The 23817-nt window shown below is 66.7% G+C and carries 22 protein-coding genes and 1 pseudogene; 16 read left to right on the top strand and 7 right to left on the bottom strand.

Annotation, left to right across the window (positions count from 1 at the left end):
- The first annotated feature begins 45 nt into the window (after nt 1-45).
- Genes N0B15_RS10095 through N0B15_RS10085 form a run of 3 tightly spaced genes read left to right on the top strand, consistent with a single transcriptional unit; the run spans nt 46 to nt 2140 of the window.
- On the top strand, nt 46-1209 hold the full coding sequence (locus N0B15_RS10095) for an exonuclease (protein ID WP_263019578.1): 1164 nt from the start codon (nt 46-48) through the stop codon (nt 1207-1209).
- A complete protein-coding gene (locus N0B15_RS10090) occupies nt 1206-1499 on the top strand; it encodes a KEOPS complex subunit Pcc1 (RefSeq protein WP_263019577.1) in 294 nt (97 codons plus the stop codon). The genes N0B15_RS10095 and N0B15_RS10090 overlap by 4 nt, the downstream gene beginning before the upstream one ends.
- On the top strand, nt 1496-2140 hold the full coding sequence (locus N0B15_RS10085; protein ID WP_263019576.1) for a 30S ribosomal protein S3ae: 645 nt from the start codon (nt 1496-1498) through the stop codon (nt 2138-2140). The genes N0B15_RS10090 and N0B15_RS10085 overlap by 4 nt, the downstream gene beginning before the upstream one ends.
- 103 nt (nt 2141-2243) lie before the next feature.
- Here the strand turns inward: N0B15_RS10085 and N0B15_RS10080 are convergent, their stop codons facing one another.
- Nucleotides 2244-2684, bottom strand: coding sequence for a cupredoxin domain-containing protein (locus N0B15_RS10080; RefSeq protein ID WP_263019575.1), 441 nt, complete (start codon nt 2682-2684; stop codon nt 2244-2246).
- Between the two features lie 133 nt (nt 2685-2817).
- Here N0B15_RS10080 and N0B15_RS10075 point away from each other — a divergent pair, with 133 nt between their 5' ends.
- From N0B15_RS10075 to N0B15_RS10065, 3 genes are all read left to right on the top strand, one after another.
- Complete coding sequence (locus N0B15_RS10075) at nt 2818-3558, top strand: protein sorting system archaetidylserine synthase (RefSeq protein ID WP_263019574.1); 741 nt, start codon at nt 2818-2820, stop codon at nt 3556-3558.
- A 75-nt stretch (nt 3559-3633) separates the two neighbouring features.
- A complete protein-coding gene (locus N0B15_RS10070) occupies nt 3634-4860 on the top strand; it encodes a HEAT repeat domain-containing protein (protein ID WP_263019573.1) in 1227 nt (408 codons plus the stop codon).
- A gap of 67 nt (nt 4861-4927) precedes the next feature.
- The gene (locus tag N0B15_RS10065) at nt 4928-7219 is read left to right on the top strand and encodes a phospholipase D-like domain-containing protein (RefSeq protein ID WP_263019572.1); all 2292 of its coding nucleotides are present in this window, start codon (nt 4928-4930) and stop codon (nt 7217-7219) included.
- Between the two features lie 13 nt (nt 7220-7232).
- On the opposite strand, the gene han is transcribed toward N0B15_RS10065, so the two are convergent.
- Entirely contained in the window at nt 7233-9143 is a 1911-nt protein-coding gene (han, locus tag N0B15_RS10060; protein ID WP_263019571.1) for a Hef-associated nuclease, read from the bottom strand.
- Between the two features lie 117 nt (nt 9144-9260).
- Here han and N0B15_RS10055 point away from each other — a divergent pair, with 117 nt between their 5' ends.
- A complete protein-coding gene (locus tag N0B15_RS10055) occupies nt 9261-9758 on the top strand; it encodes a Mov34/MPN/PAD-1 family protein (protein ID WP_263019570.1) in 498 nt (165 codons plus the stop codon).
- Complete coding sequence (locus N0B15_RS10050; RefSeq protein ID WP_263019569.1) at nt 9755-10201, top strand: FAD synthase family protein; 447 nt, start codon at nt 9755-9757, stop codon at nt 10199-10201. The genes N0B15_RS10055 and N0B15_RS10050 overlap by 4 nt, the downstream gene beginning before the upstream one ends.
- 170 nt (nt 10202-10371) lie before the next feature.
- On the opposite strand, the gene N0B15_RS10045 is transcribed toward N0B15_RS10050, so the two are convergent.
- The gene (locus N0B15_RS10045) at nt 10372-10752 is read right to left on the bottom strand and encodes a RidA family protein (protein ID WP_263019568.1); all 381 of its coding nucleotides are present in this window, start codon (nt 10750-10752) and stop codon (nt 10372-10374) included.
- A 176-nt stretch (nt 10753-10928) separates the two neighbouring features.
- Between N0B15_RS10045 and N0B15_RS10040 the strand changes: the two genes are divergently transcribed.
- The 3 genes from N0B15_RS10040 (at nt 10929) to N0B15_RS10030 (ending at nt 13360) form a co-directional block, all read left to right on the top strand.
- Entirely contained in the window at nt 10929-11321 is a 393-nt protein-coding gene (locus N0B15_RS10040) for an ArsR/SmtB family transcription factor (protein WP_263019567.1), read from the top strand.
- Nucleotides 11318-12472, top strand: a complete 1155-nt coding sequence (arsB, locus tag N0B15_RS10035; protein WP_263019566.1) for an ACR3 family arsenite efflux transporter — start codon at nt 11318-11320, stop codon at nt 12470-12472. The genes N0B15_RS10040 and arsB overlap by 4 nt, the downstream gene beginning before the upstream one ends.
- Nucleotides 12473-12754: 282 nt before the next feature.
- On the top strand, nt 12755-13360 hold the full coding sequence (locus N0B15_RS10030; protein ID WP_263019565.1) for a GNAT family N-acetyltransferase: 606 nt from the start codon (nt 12755-12757) through the stop codon (nt 13358-13360).
- Here N0B15_RS10030 and N0B15_RS10025 read toward each other — a convergent pair.
- The 3 genes from N0B15_RS10025 to N0B15_RS10015 form a co-directional block, all read right to left on the bottom strand.
- On the bottom strand, nt 13357-14505 hold the full coding sequence (locus N0B15_RS10025; RefSeq protein ID WP_263019564.1) for a pyridoxal phosphate-dependent aminotransferase: 1149 nt from the start codon (nt 14503-14505) through the stop codon (nt 13357-13359). The genes N0B15_RS10030 and N0B15_RS10025 overlap by 4 nt on opposite strands.
- A 37-nt stretch (nt 14506-14542) precedes the next feature.
- A complete protein-coding gene (ribH, locus tag N0B15_RS10020) occupies nt 14543-14971 on the bottom strand; it encodes a 6,7-dimethyl-8-ribityllumazine synthase (protein WP_263019563.1) in 429 nt (142 codons plus the stop codon).
- A gap of 129 nt (nt 14972-15100) precedes the next feature.
- A complete protein-coding gene (locus tag N0B15_RS10015; RefSeq protein ID WP_263019562.1) occupies nt 15101-16255 on the bottom strand; it encodes an MFS transporter in 1155 nt (384 codons plus the stop codon).
- Nucleotides 16256-16333: 78 nt separating this feature from the next.
- On the opposite strand from N0B15_RS10015, the pseudogene N0B15_RS10010 reads away from it, so the two are divergent.
- Together N0B15_RS10010 and N0B15_RS10005 are read left to right on the top strand one after the other, a co-directional pair.
- Nucleotides 16334-17554, top strand: a pseudogene (locus tag N0B15_RS10010) (5-(carboxyamino)imidazole ribonucleotide synthase); the annotation flags it as partial.
- Between the two features lie 60 nt (nt 17555-17614).
- On the top strand, nt 17615-18253 hold the full coding sequence (locus tag N0B15_RS10005; protein WP_263019561.1) for an AIR carboxylase family protein: 639 nt from the start codon (nt 17615-17617) through the stop codon (nt 18251-18253).
- Nucleotides 18254-18281: 28 nt separating this feature from the next.
- Here N0B15_RS10005 and N0B15_RS10000 read toward each other — a convergent pair whose 3' ends face one another.
- Entirely contained in the window at nt 18282-18935 is a 654-nt protein-coding gene (locus N0B15_RS10000) for a TetR/AcrR family transcriptional regulator (protein WP_263019560.1), read from the bottom strand.
- A gap of 131 nt (nt 18936-19066) precedes the next feature.
- Here N0B15_RS10000 and N0B15_RS09995 point away from each other — a divergent pair, with 131 nt between their 5' ends.
- The 3 genes from N0B15_RS09995 to N0B15_RS09985 all read left to right on the top strand — a co-directional run bounded on the left by N0B15_RS09995 (nt 19067) and on the right by N0B15_RS09985 (nt 23759).
- Nucleotides 19067-21634, top strand: a complete 2568-nt coding sequence (locus N0B15_RS09995; RefSeq protein WP_263019559.1) for an efflux RND transporter permease subunit — start codon at nt 19067-19069, stop codon at nt 21632-21634.
- A gap of 3 nt (nt 21635-21637) precedes the next feature.
- Entirely contained in the window at nt 21638-22945 is a 1308-nt protein-coding gene (locus N0B15_RS09990) for a cytochrome P450 (protein ID WP_263019558.1), read from the top strand.
- Between the two features lie 73 nt (nt 22946-23018).
- On the top strand, nt 23019-23759 hold the full coding sequence (locus N0B15_RS09985; protein ID WP_263019557.1) for a UbiA family prenyltransferase: 741 nt from the start codon (nt 23019-23021) through the stop codon (nt 23757-23759).
- The last annotated feature ends 58 nt before the right edge of the window (nt 23760-23817 follow it).

Below are 23817 nucleotides of genomic sequence, written 5' to 3'. Positions count from 1 at the left end.
GACTGAACCCACCGCATGTCCACCACCGGTCACACACCAGACGCCGTGTCCGCCGCCGAGGTCGAGAGCGCCGGCTTCGTTCGCGTCCTCGCGCGAGCGGATGGCGACTCCCTCGCGGCCAGTGGCGTCCTCGCGCGGGCGTTCGCCGACCGCGAGATTCCGTTCCAGGTGAGCGTCGCGGCGATGCGAGGCGAGCGGAGCGACCGGGCGGCCGACGCCGACCACACGGACGAACTGACGCTCGTCGTCGGCGATTCGGACGCCGAACACGCGGCCCACCTCGAGTCCGGTGACCGGCCGGCGAGCCTGCTCGCGTGCGACCTCGTGCGGGCGCTCGAGACCAGACCGGATCCGGTTCTCACGCTCGCCGGCGGACACTGTGCGGGTATCGAACCCGGCGCTGGCGAGACCGAGTGGGTCCTCGAGTCGGCGCTCGAGCGCGGCCTGCTCGCGCGTCGTGGCGGCATCGCCGTCCCGACGGGCGACCTCGCCGACGGACTGGCGCACACGACCGCCTGCTGTGGGCCGTGGTCCGGCGACCACGAGCGTGCGACGGCGACACTCGAGGCGCTCGAGACGGACGACGCCGCGCTCGACCACCGGCGCGTCGCCTCGCTGGTCACGCTCGACGCCATCGGTGCGCCCGACGCGGGCGAGCGGGCGTCGCGTTCGATCGGGCGGTTCCTCCGTCCGTACGAACTCCCGAACGGGCCGTTCGAGACGCTCGGCGGCTACGCCGACGTCCTCGAGGCGACGGCGAAGCGCGCCCCCGGTCTCGGTGTCGCGCTCGCGCTCGACCCCAGCGGAGACGGTCTCCGTGCGTCCGCACTCGAGACCTGGCGGACACACGGCCGGGAGGTACACGAAGCGCTCGAAACGGCCGAGACGAGCCGGTACGACGGCCTGTTCGTCGCCCGGACCGACGCGGCGGTCACCACCGCCGAGACCGTGGCCAGACTCGCTGTGGACTACCGCTCACCCGAGCCAGTGGTCCTCGCGACCGCCACCGACGGTCTCGCGGTCGCGACCGCCGAGCGACGCGCGCTCGCCTCACAGCTCGAGGCGCTGGCACGTGACCTCGCGTCGACGCTCGAGACGGGGGTCGATTACGACTGCTCGGCACGAGGTGGCTCGATTCGCCTCGAGACGACCGAACGCGCCGACGAGTCGACGCTCGTCACTGCGACGCGGGAGGTGTTCGCGAGATGAGCGATGGACACCGCGCGACGGTTCGGACGGATCACGACGATCCGGTCCTCGTCGCCCGTGCGCTCCGCCCGGACAACACGGCGGAGATGGAGACGACCGTCGAGGACGGGACGCTTCGGACGCAGATCACGCGCGAGACGGTCGGTGGACTTCAGTCGACGGTCGACGACTACGTCGTCAACCTCGACGTCGCAGAACGGATTGTACAGCACGCGACAGACGCGAACCAGACGTGTCGACGACGGCACGACGCAGACAGACACCAGACAGACACAGACACGAACCTATGAGCGAACGATCAGTTTCACGAAGCAGACAGGAGAAGCGGTGGTACACCGTGCTCGCACCCGAGCAGTTCGACCGGCAGGAACTCGGCGAGACGCCGGCAGACGAACCGGAACAGGTGTACGACCGGACCATCGAAACGACGCTCGGCGAACTCACGAACAACGCCAGCGAGAACAACACGAAGCTCACCTTCCAGGTGACCGACGTCGGCAGCGACGCCGCCTACACCGAGTTCAAGGAGCACTCGCTGACCCGCGACTACCTGCGCTCGCTCGTCCGCCGTGGCGCGTCGAAGGTCGACGCCTACGTGACGGTCCTCACGACCGACGACTACCGCGTGCAGGTCCAGCCGGTCGCGTTCACGACGAAGAAGGCCGACGCCAGTCAGGAGAAGGCCATCCGCGAGACGATGGTCGAGATGGTCGAGGCTGCCGCCGAAGAACGCACCTGCGAGGAACTCGTCTCGAGCATCGTCGAGGGGCGACTCTCCTCTGCGATCTACGGCGAGGCGAAGACGATCTACCCGCTTCGACGCGTCGAGATCCAGAAGACGACGATCGAGGCCCACCCAGACGAGATCGCCGAGGAGGAGGCCACGTCGGTCGATGTCGACGAGAGCGACGTCGCCGTCGAAGACGACTAATCGGTTCGAGAGACGCGATTTTTCTGCTCGCTCTCGAGTCGTGAGCGGCCGCTCTCCTGGCAGCGATACCGCAGTGGCACCACCTGATCCGGGAACGACCGACTCACTCGGTTGGCTCGGTGACGACGACGGTGCCGATCATGCCGCCGCCGACGTGCGGTTCGCAGATGTAGCCGTACGTGCCGGGGACCTCGAAGGTGTGGGTGTAGGTCTCGCGTGGGGCGATCCGGCCGCCGAAGGAGTCGTGCCAGGCCGCACGCGCGGTGTCCTCGTCTTCGAAACCGCCGCTCGCGAAGTACGCCGCGCCGTCGGGGAGGCTCCGCTCGAGGGCGGTGACGGTGTGGTCGGCCCCGCTCGTGTTCTTCCAGACGACGGGTTCGCCGACGGTCGTCTCGAAGGTCTCGGGGAGGAACTCGTTGCGGCTCATCCCGATGTCGTACTCCGCACCGAACAGCTCCTCGCCGACGTCGCCGAGGGCGGTACAGCCTGCGAGGGCGGCAGCGATCACGGTTCCGAGTGAGGCGATGTACGCCCGCCGGTGCATACGAGACGGTTGGGCGAGTCCGAATATAACGCCCCCGGTTCCGTCGCTCGTCGGAGCCGAACGGGTTCGTCGGTGAAACGCAGTCGACGGTGAACGAAAACACGTAAGGTAGCCGGTGGCCGATGTCGGGAGTATGCTCCCCCGCTTCGTCGGCCGCCTCGGTGTCGCCGACGCAGTCACGATCGCGAACGCCGCCCTGGGGTTCGTCGCCGTCGTCGTCGCCTTCGTCGACATCGACCTCGCCGCGCGCCTCATCCTCCTCGCGGCGATCGCCGACGGCGTCGACGGCATCCTCGCGCGCCGCTACGGCGGCACTGAGGTCGGTCCCTACCTCGACTCACTCGCCGACGTCGCTTCCTTCGCCATCGCACCCGCCGTCCTCGCGTTCGTCGTCGTCAGCGAGGGTCTCGGCATCTCGTTCGATGCGGTCTCCCTCGAACTGGCGCTCGTCACGGCCGTCTGTGCGCTGTTCGTCGCGATGGCGGTCGCCCGTCTGGGTCTCTACACCGCTTACGACACGGCAGAGCACTACACGGAGGGCATCCAGACGACGCTCGCGGCGACGATCATCGGCGCGGCGATCCTCGCGGGCCACCCCGTCGACGACCCGTGGCTGATCCTCGCGGTCACCGCCGCCTTCTGTTACCTGATGGTCTCGCGGATCCAGTACCCCGACCTGCTGGCTCGAGACGCCCTCATCATGGGCGTCGTCCACGCGCTCGCCATCCTGATTCCGAGTTTCGCCGGCCGGACCTTCCCCTACGCGTTGCTGACGCTCGGTATCGCCTACATGGTACTCAGTCCGTGGTTCTACTGGCGCGACGACCCCGCACCCGCCGAGACCGAGGACGCCGAGGTGTATGGAAACGCTTAGGAGCGTCCTGGCCAGAGCACTCGGTATGAGCACGGTCACGAGCCACGCGTCGGCGGGCGCCCGCCAGGTGACAGCATGAGCGACGATGGCGCGAGCGAGGAACACTCCGTAGAGACCCTCACCGAACGACTCGAGGCGCTCGAGGCGGCCCTCGAAGACGCCGAGACCGAAGCCGAGTTAGACGAGGTCGAAGCCGAAATCGACGCCCTCGAGACCGACCTCGAGGCGGCTGACCTCCCCGAAGCCGACGACGACGAGGACCCCGCTGGTGACCTCGAAGATGGCGTCGACGCCATCCGGGACGACCTCGAGGACGCACGCGGTCCCTACGCCGCGGACGTGGTCTCCGACCTCGACGACGCGAAAGCCGACATCGCCTCGGCCGAGTGGACCGAACGGGGCGAATCCGAACTGCTCGAGACCGTCCGCGAGGCACTCACAGACGTCAACGAGGCGCTCGGTACCTCGCTCTCGCTGAGCGACGACGAGGACCTCCTCGAGCGCCTGACGGCGACCCTCGAGAACGTCGCGAGCGCCGTCGAAGCCGAGGGACTCGACCCCGACGACGACGCGGAGACGATCGCCGACTTGCTCGCGGCCGCAGACGACCTCGCCGCCGGTGTCGACGACGCCCAGACCTGGGAGGACCTCTCCGTGCGCGAGCAACTGGAAGCGCAGGGCTACTACGACGTCCTCAGCCACATCAAAGACTACCCGCCGGAGTGGCACGCGCTGAAGATCCACGAGCGGGTCGGCAACGTCGAGATGGTTCTCCTGGCGCTCGAGACGTTCGACTCCGACTTCATGGAGGAACACGCACTCGAGGCGCTCACCCGGATGGGTCCCGAGGAAGCGATCGAACCGATGCTCGCCCGCGCGGGCAAGCGCGACAAGGACGCGATCACCATCCTCGGAAAGATCGGCGTCGCAGACGAGGAGGTCGTCGAGACGCTGCTCGACTACGTCGACGCCGACAAGGACCCGCTGTTGCAGGGCGTGACGTTCAAAGCCCTCGGTGAGATCGGTAGCGAGGAGGCCGTCGCCCCCATCGCGAACAAACTCGTCGCCGAGAACGAAGACGTTCGCAGCCAGGCCGCCCGCGCGCTCGGCCTGATCGGCGACACGCGAGCGATCAACCCGCTCGCCGACGTTCTCGAGGACGACGAGGAAGACACCGTCCGCGCCAGCGCCGCCTGGGCGCTCAACCAGATCGCCACCGAAGACGCACTCGAGGCCGTCGCCGCCTACGCCGACGACCGCGCCTACCTCGTTCAGGCCGAAGCCGAGAAGGCCCGCGTCTGAGACTCTCACTTCCTGAACGTTCTCCGTCGGTCGTACCTTCATATACCAGTACGCACCAGCGTCGGTGATGCGCGCTCGAGTGGCCGTGCTGGCACTACTCTGTTCGCTCGTCGTCGTCGCGACGGTGGCCGTCGCGTTCGCACCGCCCGGTGGCGGTGGGGACGACCGCCCAGCAGCCAGCGCTTCCGAGGCGCTCGAGCGCGTCACGCACCCGTCCGCGAGTCCGCTCGGTGATCTGACGGCCGGAAGCGACCCGAGGGCCGACGGCCGCTGTCTGGGTGGCCCGACGCCGGAGGCGCGAGCGGTCACGGAGTCCGCCGATGGACCCCGCGTGACCGAACTGTACCCAAACCCGACGACCTACGGCAACGTCGGCGAGTTCTTCGCCGTCTACGTCCCCGAGCCGACGTCGCTCGCGAACTGGTCGGTGACCGACGGCCACACGACCGCCAGCTTTCCGAACCGGACGGTCTCCGGTCACGTCGCGTTCTCGATGGCGCCCGACGTGACGGCGGAGATGACACCCCACCCGGTCGTGGCACTCGAGGGCCACCTCCGACTCGCCGCGGACGGCGACGAACTCACGATCCGAGACGGAAACCGGACGATAGACCGGGTCGGCTACGGTCGGGCCGCGGTCGGCGACGTCTGGTTCCGCGAAGTCTACGACGATGGTGGCCCGACGTCCGGTGACGGGGGCGTCTGGTGGTCTCACGGAGCAACGTGTTTCCCGGTGACGGCCGTCGGCGAGACCGACGTGACGGCGTTCGCCCTCCCGGACGCCCCCGACCTCGTCCGCTCGGAACTGCACGCCGCCGAGGATCGAATCCTCCTCGGTGGGTATACGTTCACCTCCGAGAGCGTCGCCGACGAACTCGAGTCGGCCGCCGCCCGCGGCGTCACCGTCGACGTGCTGCTCGAGGCTGGTCCCGTCGGGGGCACTTCCGAACGAACTGCCGACCTCCTCGATGCGGTCGACGAGAACGTCACGGTCCGGGTGCTCGGCGGACCCGGCGCGCGCTACCGGTACCACCACCCGAAGTACGCCGTCGTCGACGACCGCGCGCTCGTCACGACCGAGAACTGGAACCCCTCGGGCGTCGGGGGCACCTCGAGCCGTGGCTGGGGCGTCGTCGTCGACGACTCGGCCGTGGCGGCCCACCTCGCGCACGTCTTTCGCGCCGACTTCGAGGGCCGTGACACCACGACCTGGGAGCGCCACCGGGCGAACGCGACCTTCGTCGAGGACGACCCACCCGGTGATCCCTACCCGGCCGACATCGATCCCGAACCGTTCTCGGCCGACGCCGTCGAGACGCTCCTCGCTCCGGACAACGCCGAGGAGCGCCTCCTCGAGCACATTCGAGACGCCGACGAGTCGATTCGAATCAAGCAGGTTCGCATCGGCAGTCGGGACCTCCCGCTGCTCGAGGAGACGCTCGAGGCTGCCCGTCGGGGAGTCGACGTACGCATCCTCCTCGACGCCACCTGGTACGTCGAAGACGAGAACCGGGCGCTCGCCCACGACCTCGAGCGGACGGCCGACGAGGAGGGTCTCCCGCTCGAGGTCCGACTCGTCGACCCCCGCGGCCGCTTCGAGAAGATTCACGCCAAGGGTGTGGTGATCGACGAGCGCGTCGCCGTCGTCGGCAGCATCAACTGGAACGAGAACTCACTGCGGAACAACCGCGAGGTCGCACTCGTCCTCCACGGCGAAGACGTGGGCGCGTTCTACGCGGCTGTCTTCGACGCCGACTGGGAGGAGCGTTCCTGGCCGCTGCCCGCCGAACTCGTCGGCGTGGTCGTCCTCGGTCTCGCACTCGTCGGTCTCGGAGCGAGAGCCTACCTCGAGTTCGAGGACGAGCGTGGGGAGTTCTCCGGCAGTGGCGGGTCGTGGACGAGTGCGGACCTCGGCGTCGGCCCGTTCGAACCGCCAGCGGCCGACAGCACCGAGCGTGACTTCCACCCGCTCGAGGACTCGCCGCCGGCCGGTCCCTCGCCGTCACAGCCATCGCCCGATGGGACACCGCCGAGACCGGTGGCCGACCAGGTGGTGCCGTCGGAGACGGACCGCGCTGCGCTCTCGCGACCGGTCACGGGCCACGCGGACCCGCCAGATGAGCCACCCGCCCCGCCGGCCGAGGCGAACGCAGAGCCGGTCGCCGAGCCACTCGAGGGACCTGCGGCCGGCGGTGAGGATGGTCGGAACGAGGACGCGGCTGGCGCGCTCGAGGACGTGACCGCCGAACGGCCGGGGACCGATCCATCGGTCAGAAACGACCACGGCGAGTCTCGAACGCTGGCCGAGCGTCTCGAGGCGCGAGCAGACGGGACAGTACGGGAGGGCGACGAAGAGTAACGGCGCTCGTGGCTCAGTCGTCGATTGGGGCAGCGCTCGAGAGCTCCTCGTCGATGTCGGCAGCGGCCATCTTCTCGACGAGCGCGTCGATCACTTCCTCGCGTTTTCCTTTGACGAACTTGATCGAGCCGACGACGAGGTGGCCGCCGCCGGTGACGCCGCCGCCGGGGATCTCCGCCTCGAGTTCGGTCACCATGTTGGGGATGTCGAGGCGGACGCCGTCACTGCGGAGGACGGCGAAGTCGGGACCGTAGCCGACGGTGATGACGGGGTCGCCGGTCTCGGTGATCTTCCGGTCGTGAATCTCGCCGGTGGTCTTCCCCGGTGCGGGGTAAGTAAAGCGGTGGGCGTAGTTCTCGACGTCGATCCGGTAGAGGTGGGCGTCGTTGGCGAGCCGTTCGTGTTCGACGTGGGGCATGGCGGCCTCGAGCTGGTCGTCGACGCTCGCACGGGCGCGCTCGGCGAGGAACGAGACGAGGTCGCGGTGGTGGTCCTCGTTGGTGTCGATCTCGAGCAGATCACAGATCAGGCGGTCTCCGGAGTTGTACCGGAGCCAGAAGGCGGCGTAGTCGAGCGCCTCGCTGACGTCTTTGAGGCGGTCCTCGTCGTAGCCCTCGTCGGCGGCGAGTGCGAGGTACTGCTCCATGGCGTCGGCTTTCGACCGGTCGGAGAGTCCGGCGACGGCCGGAATGTGTCTGAGTTCGTCGGTGAGGTCGGGGTAGATCATCCGGGCGAGTTCGACACAGCACATCCCGGTCGTGATGCGGTAGTCCTCGCCGTGGAGGTAGGGGTTGACGTGGGCGTCGAGGAGGTCGTCGACCGCCTCCGGGTCGGGGTGGTGGTGGTCGATGGCGATGATCGGGATGTCGTAGTGAGCCAGGGTCTCGTAGGCGGGGACGTCCTCTTCGGTGCTCCCGTTGTCGAGCATGAGCAACAGTGGGAGCTGCTGGCCGTGGCGGGCGCGGTCCTCGAGTGCGAAGTTGAGGTCGCGGGTCGCGTCTTCCATCTCGTAGAACGGCGCCTTCGCGGGCAGGCGCTTGACGAGGTGGCGGGGGGCGTTCTCGTCTTCGTGGACGTCGGCGATGAACCGCTCGAGGGCGAGCTGGACCGGGACGGCCGCGCACATGCCGTCGCCGTCGGCGTGGTGGCGGACGCGGATCGGCCGTCCCTCGAGGACGGTCTCGCGGAGGCGTCTGGCGACGGCTTCGAGGTCGGGTCTGAGCTTCTCGAAGGCGGGCCAGTCGATCAGTGGCTCGACGTCGTGGGGTTCTGCGCGAGCCTCGAGTGCCTCCTCGAGTCGGTCGCGCGCGTCGGTCTCGACGTCACCGTCGAGTTTCGAGAGTCCCTCGACTTCGATCTGGACGCTCCCCTCGCGGTGTTCGGGCGTACCGGTGATGCGGACGATGTCACCGACTTCCGCCGCTGGGTAGGCGCGGACGCCCGCCTCTTCGAAGGCTGCACAGGGGACGACGCCGTACTCGTCGGCGACGTGGAAGACGGTCGGGCCGCCGGTCTGTTTGACCTGGACGACCTCGCCTTCGAGGTGGATCTGTTCGCCGACGGCTGCCTCGAGTCGATTCGTCCCGGTCAGGTCGTACTCGTGGGCGACCGACTCGAGGGTGTACTCGTCGTCGGCGTCGATTCCCGCGGGCTCGAACGCGACGTCGCCGTTGTCACGGATGGTCTCGAGTTCGACGACCATCGGCTGGCCGACCCGGAAGGTCCCCTCGAGGACCGACTCGTGGACGAGTCCGGAGACCGATTCGGAGAGGTCGACGAAGACGCCGTAGTCGACGATGCCGTTGATCTCAGCGAGGTAGGGGCGGTTCTCTTCGAGGTCGGAGACAGTGCATGCAGGATCGAGATCGTAGACGACGGAAACAGTTCCGTCTTCGCCGGGTTCCCCGGCGGACTCACGTGTCATCGTTGTCCGTAGTTTGCAGCGGTCCCGTATAACCCTTGTCAAGGCACCTGACGGCGTCTCGAGCGGGCGGAGTCGTGTTCCGGAACGTTTAGCAACGTCAGGCGCAGAAGGGTGTCTATGGGGTTGCTCGACGCGTTGTTTCGCTCGAGTCAGATCCTCGGTATCGCCGAGGAGACGCTCGAGTTCGTCATCGAATCCTCGGAGACCACTCACCCCAACGAGTACATGGGGTTACTCCGTGGAACCGAGGCGTCGGCGCTGGGACTCGAGCGCGACGGGCTCGTGATCACCGACGTGCTCGTGATTCCGGGGACCGAATCGAACAGCGTGAGCGCGACCGTCAGGACGAGTCAGATACCGAACGACGTGCGCGCACTCGGCAGCGTTCACTCCCACCCGAACGGGGTGTTGCACCCGAGCGCGGCCGACTTAGAGAGCTTCGGGCGCGGGACGGTCCACATCATCGTCGGCGCGCCGTACCGCCGGACCGACTGGAAGGCGTTCGACTCGGAGGGCTATCCGACGAACCTCGGCGTCATCGACGTCGACCTTCCCGACGCCGAGACGTTCTTCGACTTCACACAGGCCGACATCGACGAGGAGATGCGCGGATGAACGGTGACCGAAGGGGCGAAACCGTCGTTGCCCAGGGGACGTTCGACATCCTCCACCCGGGTCACATCCACTACCTCGAGGCGGCGGCGGCGATGGGCGAGGAGTTGGTCGTCATCGTCGCCCGCAAGAGCAACGTCGACCACAAGGAGGCACCGATCTGCGCTGCCGAACAGCGCCGGGACGTCGTCGCCGCTCTCGAGGTCGTCGACCGTGCCATCCTCGGCGACGAGGAAGACATCTTCGCGCCGATCGAAGCACTCAGACCCGACGTCATCGCACTCGGTCACGACCAGTACCACGACCCGGCGGCGATCGAAGCCGAACTCGAGGCTCGCGGACTCGAGTGCGAGGTCTGTCGCGCGAGCGGGCGCGACCCACAGTACACGGACGAACTCCTCTCGACGCGGTTGATCGTGGATCGGATCCTCGAGCGCCGTGGGTAACTCGCGTCTTTCGATACCGTCTGCCGGGAGCGGTGATCCGCCGCGCTTGGTAGCCGATCCGATTCGCGAGAGCACTACACTGGGTCGCGGGTGATGAAAGCAGTGGCTGCTCGGAAGTGTCTGTGTGTAATTCCACCGCGTTTGTGGCGAAAAGGAGAGGGAGGAGACGCTCACTCGATGGCCACTACCGCATCGAGTGTTACCGATGCACCCTCGAGGAGTGAACAAACACCGACCGTGGTCCGTGCAGGGGACTCCGTCGGGAAGTACGTCTCGTAGGTGTCGTTCATCTCTCGGTATGAATCCATATCCGACACGTACAGCGTGACTTGAAGCACGTCGGTGAGCGCACTTCCGTGTTCGGTTAACTCCGTTTCGAGGCCATCTAAGCACAGACTCATCTGCTCCGCTGGCGAAGCGTGGTTCTGGACCTCTCCATTTGACTCCGGCAGTTGCCCTTCGACGAACAGGAGATCCGAGTCACCGGTTTTTCGCCCGAAAGCCCCGATGTACTTCGCCCCATCACGTTGCTTCCGGGTCGCTGTACTCACTCGTGAGATCGTCTCTGACTCTCTGACTGACCGTGTTCGGGTCGGTGAATTCTTCCCCATACAGTTGATTGGTTGCTCAACTATTATAGTCCTATTGGTCGATATATAGTCGACAAGCACTCACCTACTCGCTAAGCTCAAAACATTTAATTGAGTATCTACTCAACTGACCATCGATGACACACGCTACAGAACGACTCGAACGATATCTCGAGGACGAGTTGGGAGAGTGTCGAAACGAGGACATCGAACGCCGACTCACCGAACTTGGTACGCTCGAGGCGGCAGTCGGGTCGCCTCGAGTCGAATCGGAACTCGGGGTGCTAACGGCACTCGCCAACGAGACACGGTACACACTCGTCCGCGTTCTCGTATCCGCTGGCGAGGAACGCTGTGTCTGTGAGTTGAACGCGGTCGTCGACATCACTGAGAGTGGGCTCAGTCACGCACTCTCGACTCTCATCGATGCGGGGCTCGTCGAGAGCCGAAAGGACGGCCGATGGAAGAAGTTCCGCGCGACGAACCGTGCGGTTGCACTCCTCACAGTCATCGAAGGTTGCACTGCATGACTGAGCCTGCACACGAACACGGACCGGCCTGTGGCTGTGCTAGCTGTGGTGATCCACGGTCGATGTCGGTTCTCGATAAGTACCTGACCATCTGGATATTCGTCGCGATGGCGGTCGGAATCGGCTTCGGATACGTGGCTCCGGGGGCCACCGCAGCGCTCCACAGGCTTCCACTCGTCGAGATCGGTCTGATTCTGATGATGTATCCACCGCTCGCGAAAGTCCAGTACGGACAACTTCCGATGGTATTTCGAAACTGGCGTGTCCTCGGACTGAGTCTGATTCAGAACTGGATCATCGGCCCGTTGTTGATGTTCGTCCTCGCCATCGTCTTCTTCAGCGGTGCGTTCTTCGGACTCCCGGCCCGTCCGGAGTACTTCATCGGCCTCATATTCATCGGCATGGCTCGCTGTATCGCCATGGTGCTCGTCTGGAACGAACTCGCAGAAGGCTCGAACGAGTACGCAGCAGGGCTCGTCGCGTTCAATAGTGTCTTCCAAATCCTCACCTACGGTGTGTACATCTGGTTCTTCGTGGTGTTCGCCCCACCACTACTCGGTATGGAGCACCTCGTCGCTGACTTCACGATCACGACGACACAGGTGTTCCAGGCAATTGCGATCTTTCTCGGTATTCCGTTCGCAGCCGGCATACTCACCCGCTACGTCGGTGTCGAGCGAAAGGGCGAACAGTGGTACGCCGAGGAGTTCATCCCTCGGATCAGCCCACTCACACTGACTGCGCTCCTGTTCACTGTCGTGATGATCTTCTCCACACAGGGAGACAACATCGTCGCCGCACCGTTGGACGTTCTCTGGATCGCAGTCCCACTCACGATCTACTTCGTCCTGATGTTCCTGGTGAGCTTCGCGATGGGGCGCGGGATCGGTGCTGATTACTCGACGACGACGGCGATCGGCTTCACCGCCGCCTCTAACAACTTCGAACTCGCAATCGCAGTCGCCATCGCCGTCTTCGGACTCGGCTCGGGCGTCGCGTTCGCGACCGTGATCGGGCCGCTAATCGAAGTCCCCGTCTTGCTCGCGCTCGTCCACGTCGCGCTGTACTTCCAGCGCAAATTCGACTGGGAGGGATTCGACGTCGGGCGACTGACCGGCCCAACAGACCCGGTTACAACGGAAGACGACTAACACACGGATGGAAATTCACTCGAGTAGGTGTCTCTGAAAACCTACGGTCGCTTCGAGTTGTGCTCGCCCGAGCGGAAATCTGAGAGGTAGCCTTCGTGGACCAGTCTGTCGATATCCTCGCGGAGACGCTCTTCGGTCGCTGCACAGGAGATTTGTGCGTAGCCGGGCGTGCCAAAGGTACTGCCGGGGACCGTGGGACGGGGCTGACTGCGGTCCTCCGTTCTGTGTCACTGATCCCGCACCACCAGTAGCTATTTGACTTCCCGATCCGCAACTCCGGCCGTGTTTCCCGAGACGCTCGAGACCGACCGACTGCGGTTCGAACGCTGTTCTCGCGAGTCGATCGATCCGCTCGAGTTCTACGACCTCACCTCGCGTCGGAATCCGACGATCGAGGCGGAGACGCGATACCTGCCCTGGGAGCCCCTCGAGACGCCCGCAGACGCGGCCGCACGCCTCGAGGGGTTCGAACGCACGTGGGACGAACGGGAGCGAGCCGAGTGGCTGCTCCGACCGAAAGCCGGCGAGGACGGCGCTGGGGAGGTAGCCGGTACCGCGACGCTGCTCTTCGAGTGGAATCGTGACCTGGCGTATCCGGGAATCTGGCTCCGCAAGCCCTTCTGGGGGCGAGGCTACTCCGGCGAGCGCGCGGACGCACTCCTCGAGATTGCATTCGAACGGCTGGACCTCGAGGTGGTCGCGATTCCGCTCCACCGGGAGAACGAGAAGTCTCTCCGAGCGGTCGAGCGGTACGTCGAACGCCACGGCGGCCGATACGAAGGGCTGTTGCGCAACCACGCGGTCCGGGCCGACGGGCCGATCGACCACCACCGCTTTTCGATCGCTCGCGAGGAGTACCTCGAGTCCGAGGGCGAGGATCGAGCCTAGAAGTAGCCCGCGTCGGCCAGCCGCTCGACGCCTTCTCGCAGGCGCTCTTCGCTCGCGGCGTAGGAGATACGCGCGTAGCCGGGCGTCCCGAAGGCGCTGCCGGGGACCGTGGCGACGTGGGCGTCCTCGAGTGCGCCCTCACACCAGGCCTGGTCGTCGTCGGCGACCGGGAGCATCATGTAGAAGGCGCCGTCGGGGACGGCGACCTCGACGCCCTCCTCCGCCAGTAAGTCGACGACGAGGTCGCGACGGCCTTCGAACGCCTCGACCATCTCGGCGACGGCGGCGTCGGTGTTCGCGAGCGCCTCGACACCGGCGTGCTGGACGAAGTTCACGGCGCTCGAGACGGAGTGGCTGTGGAGTTTGCCCGCCTCGGCGACGAGGTCTTCGGGCCCGGCGAAGTAGCCGAGTCGCCAGCCAGTCATCGAATAGGCCTTCGAGAAGCCGTTGACCGTCACGGTGCGGTCGGCCATCCCCTCGAGCGTGCCCAGACTCGTCGGCTCGACGCCGTAGGTGATCTCCTTGTAGATCTCGTCTGAGATGACGGTGACGTCGTGCTCGACGGCCAGGTCACGGACGCCCTCGAGTGCGGCGTCGGTGTAGACCGCGCCGGTCGGGTTCGACGGCGAGTTGACGATCAGGAGTTCGGTCTCGTCGGAGACGGCGTCTGCGAGGTCGTCGAGGGCGGGCTCGAGCTGGAAGTCGTAGGGTGAGAGATCGACGCGCGAGAGCGAGCCACCGGCGAGTTTCACCATCGCCTCGTAGGAGACCCACGCGGGGTCTAAGAGGACGACCTCGTCGCCCTCTTGGATCAGCGACTGGACGACCTCGTAGAGCGCCTGTTTCGCGCCGGGGGTGACGATGACGTTCTCGGGACCGTACTCGAGACCGTCCTCGGCGAGTTTCTCGGCGACGGCCTCCTTGAGTGCGGGCACGCCTTTGGCGCTGGCGTAGCCGGTGTGTCCGGCGTCCATCGCGTCTTTGGCCGCCTCGACGATGTTCTCGGGCGTCGGGAAGTCGGGTTCGCCGACGCTGAGGTCGATGACGTCCTTGCCCTCGGCGGTGAGTTCCTTCGAGAGCGCGGAGATGGCGAGCGTTGCTGACGGTTCGACACGGCTGACGCGGTCGGTGAAGTCCATGGTCATAGCTTGTGTGTTGTTGGTCGGGTTCGAGGAGCTGTCTCTATCGGTCGGATTCGAGAGCCGGATCTGGCAGTTCCTCGAGTAACTCGAGTGCACCGTCGACCGCTTTCGCGGCGTTCTCGACGCGTTCGCGGGCTTCCGCGGCGGACATGCCGGGACCGGTCACGCCGAGGGTGACGGGAGTGTCACGCTCGAGGCTGACGTCGGCGAGGCGCTGGGCGGCGGCGTCGGCGATCACCTGGTCGTGATCGGTGTCGCCGGTGATGATCGTGCCGACGACGGCGACGGCGTCGACCGACTCGAGTCGGGCGAGTCGGTCCGCTGCCAGCGGCGCGTCGTAGACGCCGGGGACCGAGACGACGTCGTAGACGTCCGCCCCGGCCGCTTCGGCGGTCTCGAGCGCCTGCGCTTCCATCTGCTCGGTGATCGGGCGGTTGAACTGCGCGATCACCACTCCGAGCGTGGGCATACGCGAGGGGTGGAGAGGGGGCGTCAAAGAGGTACCGTTCTGTACTGGCGGCGGTGAACGCAACCGTCGTCGGGCGTTGTCGTTCGTGCGCAGGCCGAGGCGTAACTCACGCGCGGTACGCTGGCCGGTTCACGCGGCCGCACGGCGTCGACGCTGGCCGAGCAGGCGGACGAACGCGAGGAGGGTGAATCCGCCCATCGCGAGGACGAGCAGGCTCATCGCGGGCGTCATGCCGTACCGTTCGGCGAAGATGCCCATCGTGACCGGAAACACCATGAAGCCGGTGCCGCTCGCGCCGAAGGCGAGGGCGTTGATGGGACCGCTGAACTCCGGGACGGTGTTGGTCGCCCAGGCGAGCAGCGTCGGGAACATTCCCGAGACGACGAAGCCGACGAGGAAGACGACGCCCAGTGAGGCGTAGCCGCCGACGGCGATGAAGACGGCGAGTAACGCGGTCGACACCGCGGCGCTGACGGCGACGAGCGTGAGGTTGTCGACCTTCGTCGCGGCGACGCTGAAGGTGTAGCGGCCGGGGACGTACGCCGCGAGAAAGACCGTCAGCGAGAGGCTCGCGACGCTCTGGGGGAGTTCGCCCGCGAGGTAGTACGGCAGCCAGGTGAACAGGCCGCTCTCGACGAGGCTCAGGAGGAAGATCAGCCCACCCATCGTCCCCACCGCGGGCGTGCGTACGAGTCCGCTCACGTCGGCACGCGAGAGCGCACGTTCGCCATCGAGTGAGGGCACCTCGAGTCGCCACAGCACGACGGCGATGGGGAGGAAGGCGAGCGCGAGGACGACGTAGGCCGCGCGCCAGCCGGTGAGTGCGAGCGCGGCCACCGCGAGCAGCGGGCCGAGGGTCGCGCCGATGGCCCAGACCATCTCCTGGCGGTTGTAGACGCGGCCGCGGTTCGACGGGTAGAGGTGGCTCAACACCGGCCGGTCGAGACCGTTCAGACAGCCCTGGAACACCCCGGCGAGGAGGAAGCCGGCGAGCAAGACGAGGTAGGTCGGTGCGCTCGCGATCAGGAGGTGGACGCTCGCGATGCCGACCAGGCCGCCGACCAGCACCGGCTTTATCGAGAGCCGACTGGCGAGGACGCCCACGGTGAGGACCGTCGCGAGAAACCCTACGGAGCCGAGCGAGGCGAGCAGGCCGAGCTGGCTCTCGCCGACGCCGAAGGTCTCGCCGAAACTCGGGAGCAACGCCCCGCGCAACTGCAGCGACGCGCCGAACAAGCCGACGTAGCTAAAGATTCCGACCGTCCAGGCGCGTCGCGTGTTCACGGCGAGTCTCTGTGTGTGGGGAGGTAAAAAGCGTCCGACTCGGTCGTCGGCCGCGCCGGTAGTCACTCGCGTAGACGAGATCGACGCCTCGAGTGGGAATCCTTATGCGCGGGCGAGCACAACCGCCGCGAAATGACGACCCTGTCAACGCCGGGACCCACGCTCGGCGTCGTCGGTGGCGGCCAGCTCGGACGGATGCTCGCCGAGGCGGCGTCCCCGCTCGGTGTCGAGGTTATCGTCCTCGATCCGACGCCCGACTGTCCGGCCGCGCCGGTCGCCCGCGAGCAGCTCGTCGGCGGCTTCGACGACGAAGACGGCATCCGTGAACTCGCCGAGCGTGCCGACGTCCTCACGTTCGAGATCGAACTCGCCGACCAGGATCTCCTCGAGCGGATCGGCGAGGAGACCGCCACACCGGTCCACCCGAAACCCGAGACGCTGCGCGTGATCCACGACAAACTCGTTCAGAAGCGTGCGCTGGCCGACGCCGGTGTTCCAGTGCCGCCGTTTCGCGCGGTCGAGACGGCCGCCGACGTCCGCGAGGCGATGGCCGACTACGGCGGGCCGGTCATGCTCAAAGCCCGGACGGGTGGCTACGACGGCCGGGGGAACGTCCCGGTCGAGACGCCCGAAGAGGCCGAGAAAGCGCTCGAGTCGGTCGCCGGTCCCGCGATGGTCGAGGCGTTCGTCGACTTCGAGCGCGAGGTGTCGGTCATCGCCGTCAAGGGTGAGGGCGAACACGCGACCTTCCCGCTCGGGGAGAACCGTCACGAAGACGAGATCCTCTGGGAGACGATCGTTCCCGCGCGCTCGAGCGAACCGGTCGCCGAGCGCGCCCGCGAGGTGGCGAGCGACGTCCTCGCGGTGATGGAGGGCCGGGGCGTCTACGGGATCGAGCTGTTCGAGACGGTCGACGGTGAGATCCTGCTCAACGAGATCGCTCCCCGGCCGCACAACTCCGGCCACTGGACGATCGAGGGGGCCGTCTCCTCGCAGTTCGAACAGCACGTCCGGGCCGTCCTGGGCTGGCCGCTCGGCTCGACCGACCTGCGCACACCGACGGTCTCGACGAACCTCTTAGGTGACGTCGAGGAGTCCCGGCCGGCCGCGCTCGCGAACGTCGACCGCGTGCTCGAGACGCCCGGCGCACACCTCCACTGGTACGGCAAGCAGGAGGTGCGCCCGCTGCGGAAGATGGGCCACGTCACCGTCACCGAGCGCGACGGTGAGGGCCGGGAGGCGCTGCTCGAGCGCGCACAGCGGCTTCGCGCGGCGGTGACGTTCGACGTCGACCAGTAGCTGCCTCCGCCACGGGTCGAATCCTATCGTTTCTTTGCCTCCACGACGAGAGAGACGCACATGAGTACGGATTCGGTTTCGACGCTGATCGAACGGCTCCACCGCGAAGCCGAGCAGGGACGTCCACACGAGGAGACGCCCGACATCGGGATCGTGATGGGGAGTGACTCGGACCTCGAGACGATGATGACTGGCGGGAAACGCCCCGGCGCGTACGACGCGTTCGTCGAGGAACTCGGCTTCGAGGAACAGACCGACTTCGAGCAGCCGCCGGAGTCGCGCTTTACGTTCGAGACGTACGTCACCTCGGCTCACCGGACACCGGGGCTGATGTACGCCTACGCGGAGACGGCTGCCGCCCGCGGCGTTCAGGTCATCATCGCGGGGGCGGGCGGGAAGTCCGCCGACTTACCGAACATGACGGCGTCGATCGCCTACCCGATCCCGGTCATCGGCGTGCCGGTCCAGGAGAAGTCCGTCGACAGCGTCATCGGGATGCCCGCCGGTGCCCCAATCGTCGCCGTCGACGCCGGGAAGTCGTTCAACGCGGCGCTCTCTGCGGCACAGATTCTCGCCCTCGAACACGACGAGTTGCGCGAGCGGTTAGTCGCCTACCACGAGCGCCTCCAGGAGGGTGTCGGCACCGTCTCGCGAGAGTTACACGACGGCGGGACGCTCGCGTTCTCACGCGACTCGTAACTGCGGTCACCGTACTCCGGTGGCCATCTCACTCCGGCGGTTCGGTCTGCGCTCCGTCCTCGGCGTAGACCAGCCCTGCGAGGTAGCGCTCGAGTTCTTCTCTGACGGCAGGGAGCCACTGGTGGTCGTCGGTCGTACTGCTGAGAAACAGAGTTCCCTCGAGAAAGACGTACAGCATGCCCGCGACGGCGTCGGGGTCGACGGGCCGGAAGACGCCTTGGTCGATCCCTTCGCGGATCACGCCCGCGACGCGCTCGCGGACCATGTGGTCGACCGCGTCGAAGTGTGCACGGTAGGTCTCGTCGTGGGCCGCCTGCGTGCGCATCTCGAGGTAGACGCGGTGGACGGCGTCGGGCAGCGGATGTTCGCTCGCACCGTCGCCGCGTTCGTAAGGGAAAAAGAGGTCGAGGATGGCGTCGATGCTCGCGAGGACGTCCGCGTCGGCGGTGGCGAGCAGGCCGTCGATGTACGTCGTCAGGAGGTACTGTGAGAACTCGAGTAGCAGGTCGTCTTTGCTCTCGAAGTGGTGATAGATCGTCGACTTACTGAGTGAGGCCTCGTCGGCGATGCGCTGGATCGAGAGCGCAGCGTACCCGTCGGTGTGTAAGACGCGGTAGGTCGCGCCGAATATTTCGTCCTTCCCACCGGCGGGGTCGCCAAACGGTGTCGCGCGCTCGTCCATCGGTGACGGTAGTTGGTATCACGGACTCTTGACCGTTCGGATACGCGTCCCGAAACGCTTTACTTTAGGACCCACCGTTGACTCACTAATGCAACCGACCGTTCGGTCGGTCACCGGCTGGAGGGTGACCGATGTCGTTCGCTGATCTCGTCGAGTCGCTCGTCGACAATCGCCGACTCGTGCTCGTCGCCCTGTTCGTCGTGACGATCGGTCTCTACGCGGGCGTCTCGATGGTCGAGGAGACCACCTCGCTCGAGGACTTCCAGACCGCCTCGGCCGAGGCGGACGCACTCGAGTACGTCGACGAAAACTTCGCCGCGCGCGGCGGCGGAGGGACACCGGTCCAGCTCGTCGCTCAGTCGGAGAACGTTCTAGAGCGGGAGACGATGCTCTCGATCCTCGAACTCCAGCAGGAACTGCGTGCCGACGACGAGATCGAGGCGACGCTCGTCGAGGACGACCCGATCGTCGGCGTCCCGAACGTCGTCGCGCAGGCCGCCATCGAACGCGAACGGGCGGCTACGGGTCAGACGGCGGGTACGCCGGCCCAGGAGGCGACGCTCGAGGAACAGCACGCACAACTCGAGTCGATGAGCGACGGCGAGGTCGAGCAGGTCGTCGAGGCGGTCCTCGACGAGGACGCCGACCGTGCCGAGGTGTTCGCCCTCCTGCCGCGGACGTACGAACCGGGGTCGTCGGAGGCGTCGGCGACGATCGTCGTGCTCTTCCAGGACACCGGCGGCGAGGGGATCCACGCCAGCAGCGTTCCGGACCACCTCGTCGAGTCTCAGCTGTCGATTCAGGACCTCGCCACGAGCCAGGAAGACCCCGAGTACGCCGTCTTCGGCTACGGGCTGGTCTCGAGTGAGATCGACGCCGCTTCCGGGGACAGCATGCTCGTCCTCGGACCGTTCGTCTTCGTGTTCGTCCTGGCGGCGCTGTTGATCGCCTACCGCGACATCCTCGACGTGCTCCTGGGGCTGGTCGGACTCGTGATGGTGCTCGTCTGGACGGTCGGCTTCATGGGCTGGGTCGGGTTCGACTTCAGCATCATCTTCATCGCGGTTCCCGTCTTGCTCGTCGCTCTGGGCGTCGACTACGCCATCCACGTCGTGATGCGCTACCGGGAGGCGAGAGCCGACAACGACACCGGCGTCTCGAGCGGGATGGCGATCGGACTCGGTAGCGTCGGCGTCGCGCTCGTCTACGTGACCGCGACGACGGTCACCGGCTTCCTCTCGAACGTCGTCAGTCCCGTCGGCCCGATCCGTGAGTTCGGTATCGTCAGCGCCGCCGGCATCTTCGCCTCGCTCGTCGTCTTCGGCGTCTTCCTCCCGCTCGCGAAGATCGAACTCGACGACGCGCTCGAGTCGCGCGGGTTCGACCGTCGAAAGCGCGCGTTCGGGACGGGGCGTCGGCTCCGCCCGCTGTTGCTGACCGGCGAACGCATCGCACGGCGTGCGCCGCTCGCAGTCGTGCTCGTCGTACTCGTCGTCGGTGGCGTCGGCTTCTACGCCGGCGCGAACGTCGACACGAGCTTCGAGACCGAGGAGTTCCTCCCTGAGTCGCCGCCGGAGTGGACCGACAACCTCCCCGACTCTCGGTCGCCGGGAACCTACACGCAGGCGGCGACGATCGACCTGCTCACCGAGCAGTTCGTCCGCCAGGAACTCACCACGCAGATACTCGTCGAGGGTGACGTCACCCGCGAGGACACCCTGGAACGGGTCGCCGCCGCCGAAGCCGCCGCCGCGGAGAGTCCGACCACTGCGGAACTGCCGACCGGCGAGAAGGCTGTCCGGGGCCCGTTCGGCACGATGGAGCGCGTCGCGAGCCAGAACGAGTCGTTCAACGAGACGTTCACTGGCGCGGATACGACCGGTGACGGCGTCCCCGACACGGATCTCGAGACGGTCTACGCGGCCTTCTTCGCCGCCGACGAGCGTGCGGCCGCGGAGTTCGTCCACAGAGACGACGGCGAGTACGTCGCCCTCAGGCTGGTCACCTACGCCGACGGCGCGTACTCGCTCGAGACGATCACCGCCGAGGCGCGCTCGAGTGCGAGTCCCCTCGACGGCGACGGACTCCGTGCGACGGCGACCGGCCAGGAGACGGTACTCTCGCACCTGACCGAGCGCGACATCGGCCAGACGGTCGCACAGAGCCTCGCGATTACGATCGTCGTCGTGGGCGTCTTCCTCGCGTTCGTCTACCGGCTGACGACCGGCCGTGCCACCCTCGGTCTCGTCACCCTCGTCCCCGTGTTGTTCGCACTCAGCGGGGTCCTCGGGACGATGTACGCCCTCGGTCTCTCGTTCAACTACATCACGGGGATGATCACCAGTCTAACCGTCGGTCTCGGCGTCGACTACAGCCTCCACGTGAGCGAGCGCTACCACCAGGAACTCGAGCGCTGTGGGTCGGTGTTCGAGGCGCTCGAGCGGACGGTCACCGGGACCGGCGGCGCGTTGCTCGGGAGTGCGGTGACGACGGCCGGCGGGTTCGGTATCCTGACGCTCGCGTTCCTCCCCTCGCTCCAGCAGTTCGGGACCATCGCGGCGGTCTCGATCGTCTACGCGTTCGTCGCGAGCGTGATCGTGCTCCCGAGCCTCCTCGTCTACTGGACGCGGCTGTTCGGCCCGGAGAGCCGAGAGGAGCACGAGAGTGAGACCAGTGAGTCGACTCCCGCGGAGGCCTAACGCGTGTCGAGTGAGACACCGCCGTCGGTGCCGGGGATCCCCCTGTTCGGCAACAGCCACCAGGTCGTCCGTCCCCTCGCCTTCGGCGAACGGTGTCGCGATCTCGAGGCACCCCTCCTGCGGGCGCGCGCCGGCACCGACTCGATCTACGTCGTCACCGACCCGTCGCTGATCGAGGAGGTGCTCCTCACCCGCACGGCGGCCTTCGAGAAGCCCGACATGCTGCGTGAACGGCTCTCCGCGTCGTTCGGCACGCCAGTCGAGTACGACGCCGCGTCGGTCGCCACCCTCCGGGAGGTCTGGCAACCGGTCATGTACGCGGACCGACTCGCCGAGTACGCGCCTGCGATCCGCGACGCGCTCGAGCGGGCGCTCGCCGACCTCCCGGCCGACGAACCCGTCGATGCGCTCGCGCTGTTCCGTCGCCTCTCGCTCTCGATCGCTGCCTCGACGCTGTTCGGCACCGATCTCGAGGTCGACGACCGTGAGTACGGCCGACTCGTCGACGCGATCAGTCGCAAGTTCGCGCCGTCGCAGATCGCCCTCTCGATGGCGGTGCCCGAGTGGGTCCCGACGCCGACGAACCGTCGCTACCGTCGCGCCGTCGCCGACCTCGGTGACCTGGTCGACGACGTGCTCGAGCGGGGCGACGGCCCGCTCCTCGCGGGTCTCGAGCGCGCCCGTGAGGCGGGGACGCTCTCCGCCGAGTCGGTCCGGACGGAGATCGGTATTCTGGTCGTCGGCGCGTTCGAACCGCTGGCGCTCGCGCTGACCTACACCTGCTGGGCGCTCGCCAGCGATCCGCCGACGCAGGACCGCCTGCGCGCCGACGTCGACGCCGCGTACGACCGGGCGGCCACGTACGGCAGTCTCGAACGGGTCGCGTATCTCGACGCCGTCATCTCCGAGTCGCTGCGTCTGTACCCGCCGATCTATACGATGTTCCGACACACGACTCGCCCGGCCGATCTCGGCGGGTGCGAGATCCCCGCGGGAGCGCGGATCTGGCTCTCACAGTGGCAACTCCACCGGGACGAGCGCTACGTCCCCGATCCGCTCTCGTTCGACCCCGACCGGTGGCTCGCCGAGGACTCGCCGCCGTCGAACGCGTACCTGCCGTTCGGTGGCGGGTCGCGCCAGTGCGTCGGCGGGGCGTTCGCGACCGCCACGATCCGGGTCGTCGTCGCGTCGCTCCTCCGGGGCTACACGCTCGAGGCGGCCGACACCGACGCGGCCGATCTCCCGGTCACCGCCGAACTCTCGCTCGTTCCGGCCGAGCCGGTCGAACTCACCCTCCGACCGCTCGAGTGACAGGTGCCGGGCGGATCGTCTCACTAACGATCAATACCGACACTATTAACACGTTATTTTATATGATATAGGTATGGAACTTTCGCCTGGGTCTACCGGCCGTGTCGATCGGTCGCTGGCGTACCACGTCCGTCGTTCGCTCGTGAACAACTACTGGCTGTTCAGCATCCTCCCGCTGACGGTGGCGACGATGGGGATGGTGATCGGGTCGGTGAGCGGTACGTGGGACTGGACCGTCTGGGCGTTGGCGATGGCGGCGCTGTGGCTGCTGGACCAGGGGATGAAGTCCGTCGACCTCGCTGCCCCCGACGTGAACGTGACCGTCGACCCGCGTATCCAGTATCCGATCGGATTCGGGATGATCGCCGCCGGGGCGGTCGTCGCCATCGTCGCCGCCTGGATGACGACCTGGCTGGCGCTCGGTATCCTCGTCCTCGGGGTCTTCCTCGGTCTCGCCTACAACCTCGAGTGGTTCGGCGGCCGCCTCCACGACCGGAAGTACCTCACCGGGTGGGGCAACCTCGGGTTCACCCTCGGCTGGCTCTGTACGGTCCTCGGCTACGTGTACGCGTCGGGAACGGTCAGTCTCGGTATCGCCATCTTCGCGTTCGGACCGATGGCGTCGATCGGGACGATGGCGTGGGTCACCGAGGACATGAAAGACGAGATGTACGCCCGAACCGGGATCGAACACCGGCGAAAAACCGAACGCAACGTCGAGCGGCTCATCGACCGCGAACTCCACTCCCAGTTCGTCCGCGTCCTCGGATTCGTGGCGATGGCGGTCGGCATCACGCTCGAGTTCGTTGTATGATATTTCACGATAATGGAATAGAAAACAATTTAAATTAAAGCACAATTCATCTGCTATG

This window comes from Natronobiforma cellulositropha, assembly GCF_025629245.1.
Taxonomy (GTDB): domain Archaea; phylum Halobacteriota; class Halobacteria; order Halobacteriales; family Natrialbaceae; genus Natronobiforma; species Natronobiforma cellulositropha.
The sequence above is the reverse complement of the archived record's forward strand: the minus strand, read 5'-3'. Positions and strand labels throughout refer to the sequence as shown.

Bases quoted from the DNA above. Each gene is read 5' to 3' on its own strand.
- N0B15_RS10090 (WP_263019577.1), top strand. From the start codon at position 1,206: ATGAGCGATGGACACCGCGCGACGGTTCGGACGGATCACGACGATCCG.
- N0B15_RS10085 (WP_263019576.1), top strand. From the start codon at position 1,496: ATGAGCGAACGATCAGTTTCACGAAGCAGACAGGAGAAGCGGTGGTAC.
- N0B15_RS10080 (WP_263019575.1), bottom strand. From the start codon at position 2,684: ATGCACCGGCGGGCGTACATCGCCTCACTCGGAACCGTGATCGCTGCC.
- N0B15_RS10075 (WP_263019574.1), top strand. From the start codon at position 2,818: ATGCTCCCCCGCTTCGTCGGCCGCCTCGGTGTCGCCGACGCAGTCACG.
- N0B15_RS10070 (WP_263019573.1), top strand. From the start codon at position 3,634: ATGAGCGACGATGGCGCGAGCGAGGAACACTCCGTAGAGACCCTCACC.
- N0B15_RS10065 (WP_263019572.1), top strand. From the start codon at position 4,928: ATGCGCGCTCGAGTGGCCGTGCTGGCACTACTCTGTTCGCTCGTCGTC.
- han (WP_263019571.1), bottom strand. From the start codon at position 9,143: ATGACACGTGAGTCCGCCGGGGAACCCGGCGAAGACGGAACTGTTTCC.
- N0B15_RS10055 (WP_263019570.1), top strand. From the start codon at position 9,261: ATGGGGTTGCTCGACGCGTTGTTTCGCTCGAGTCAGATCCTCGGTATC.
- N0B15_RS10050 (WP_263019569.1), top strand. From the start codon at position 9,755: ATGAACGGTGACCGAAGGGGCGAAACCGTCGTTGCCCAGGGGACGTTC.
- N0B15_RS10040 (WP_263019567.1), top strand. From the start codon at position 10,929: ATGACACACGCTACAGAACGACTCGAACGATATCTCGAGGACGAGTTG.
- arsB (WP_263019566.1), top strand. From the start codon at position 11,318: ATGACTGAGCCTGCACACGAACACGGACCGGCCTGTGGCTGTGCTAGC.
- N0B15_RS10025 (WP_263019564.1), bottom strand. From the start codon at position 14,505: ATGACCATGGACTTCACCGACCGCGTCAGCCGTGTCGAACCGTCAGCA.
- ribH (WP_263019563.1), bottom strand. From the start codon at position 14,971: ATGCCCACGCTCGGAGTGGTGATCGCGCAGTTCAACCGCCCGATCACC.
- N0B15_RS10005 (WP_263019561.1), top strand. From the start codon at position 17,615: ATGAGTACGGATTCGGTTTCGACGCTGATCGAACGGCTCCACCGCGAA.
- N0B15_RS10000 (WP_263019560.1), bottom strand. From the start codon at position 18,935: ATGGACGAGCGCGCGACACCGTTTGGCGACCCCGCCGGTGGGAAGGAC.
- N0B15_RS09995 (WP_263019559.1), top strand. From the start codon at position 19,067: ATGTCGTTCGCTGATCTCGTCGAGTCGCTCGTCGACAATCGCCGACTC.
- N0B15_RS09985 (WP_263019557.1), top strand. From the start codon at position 23,019: ATGGAACTTTCGCCTGGGTCTACCGGCCGTGTCGATCGGTCGCTGGCG.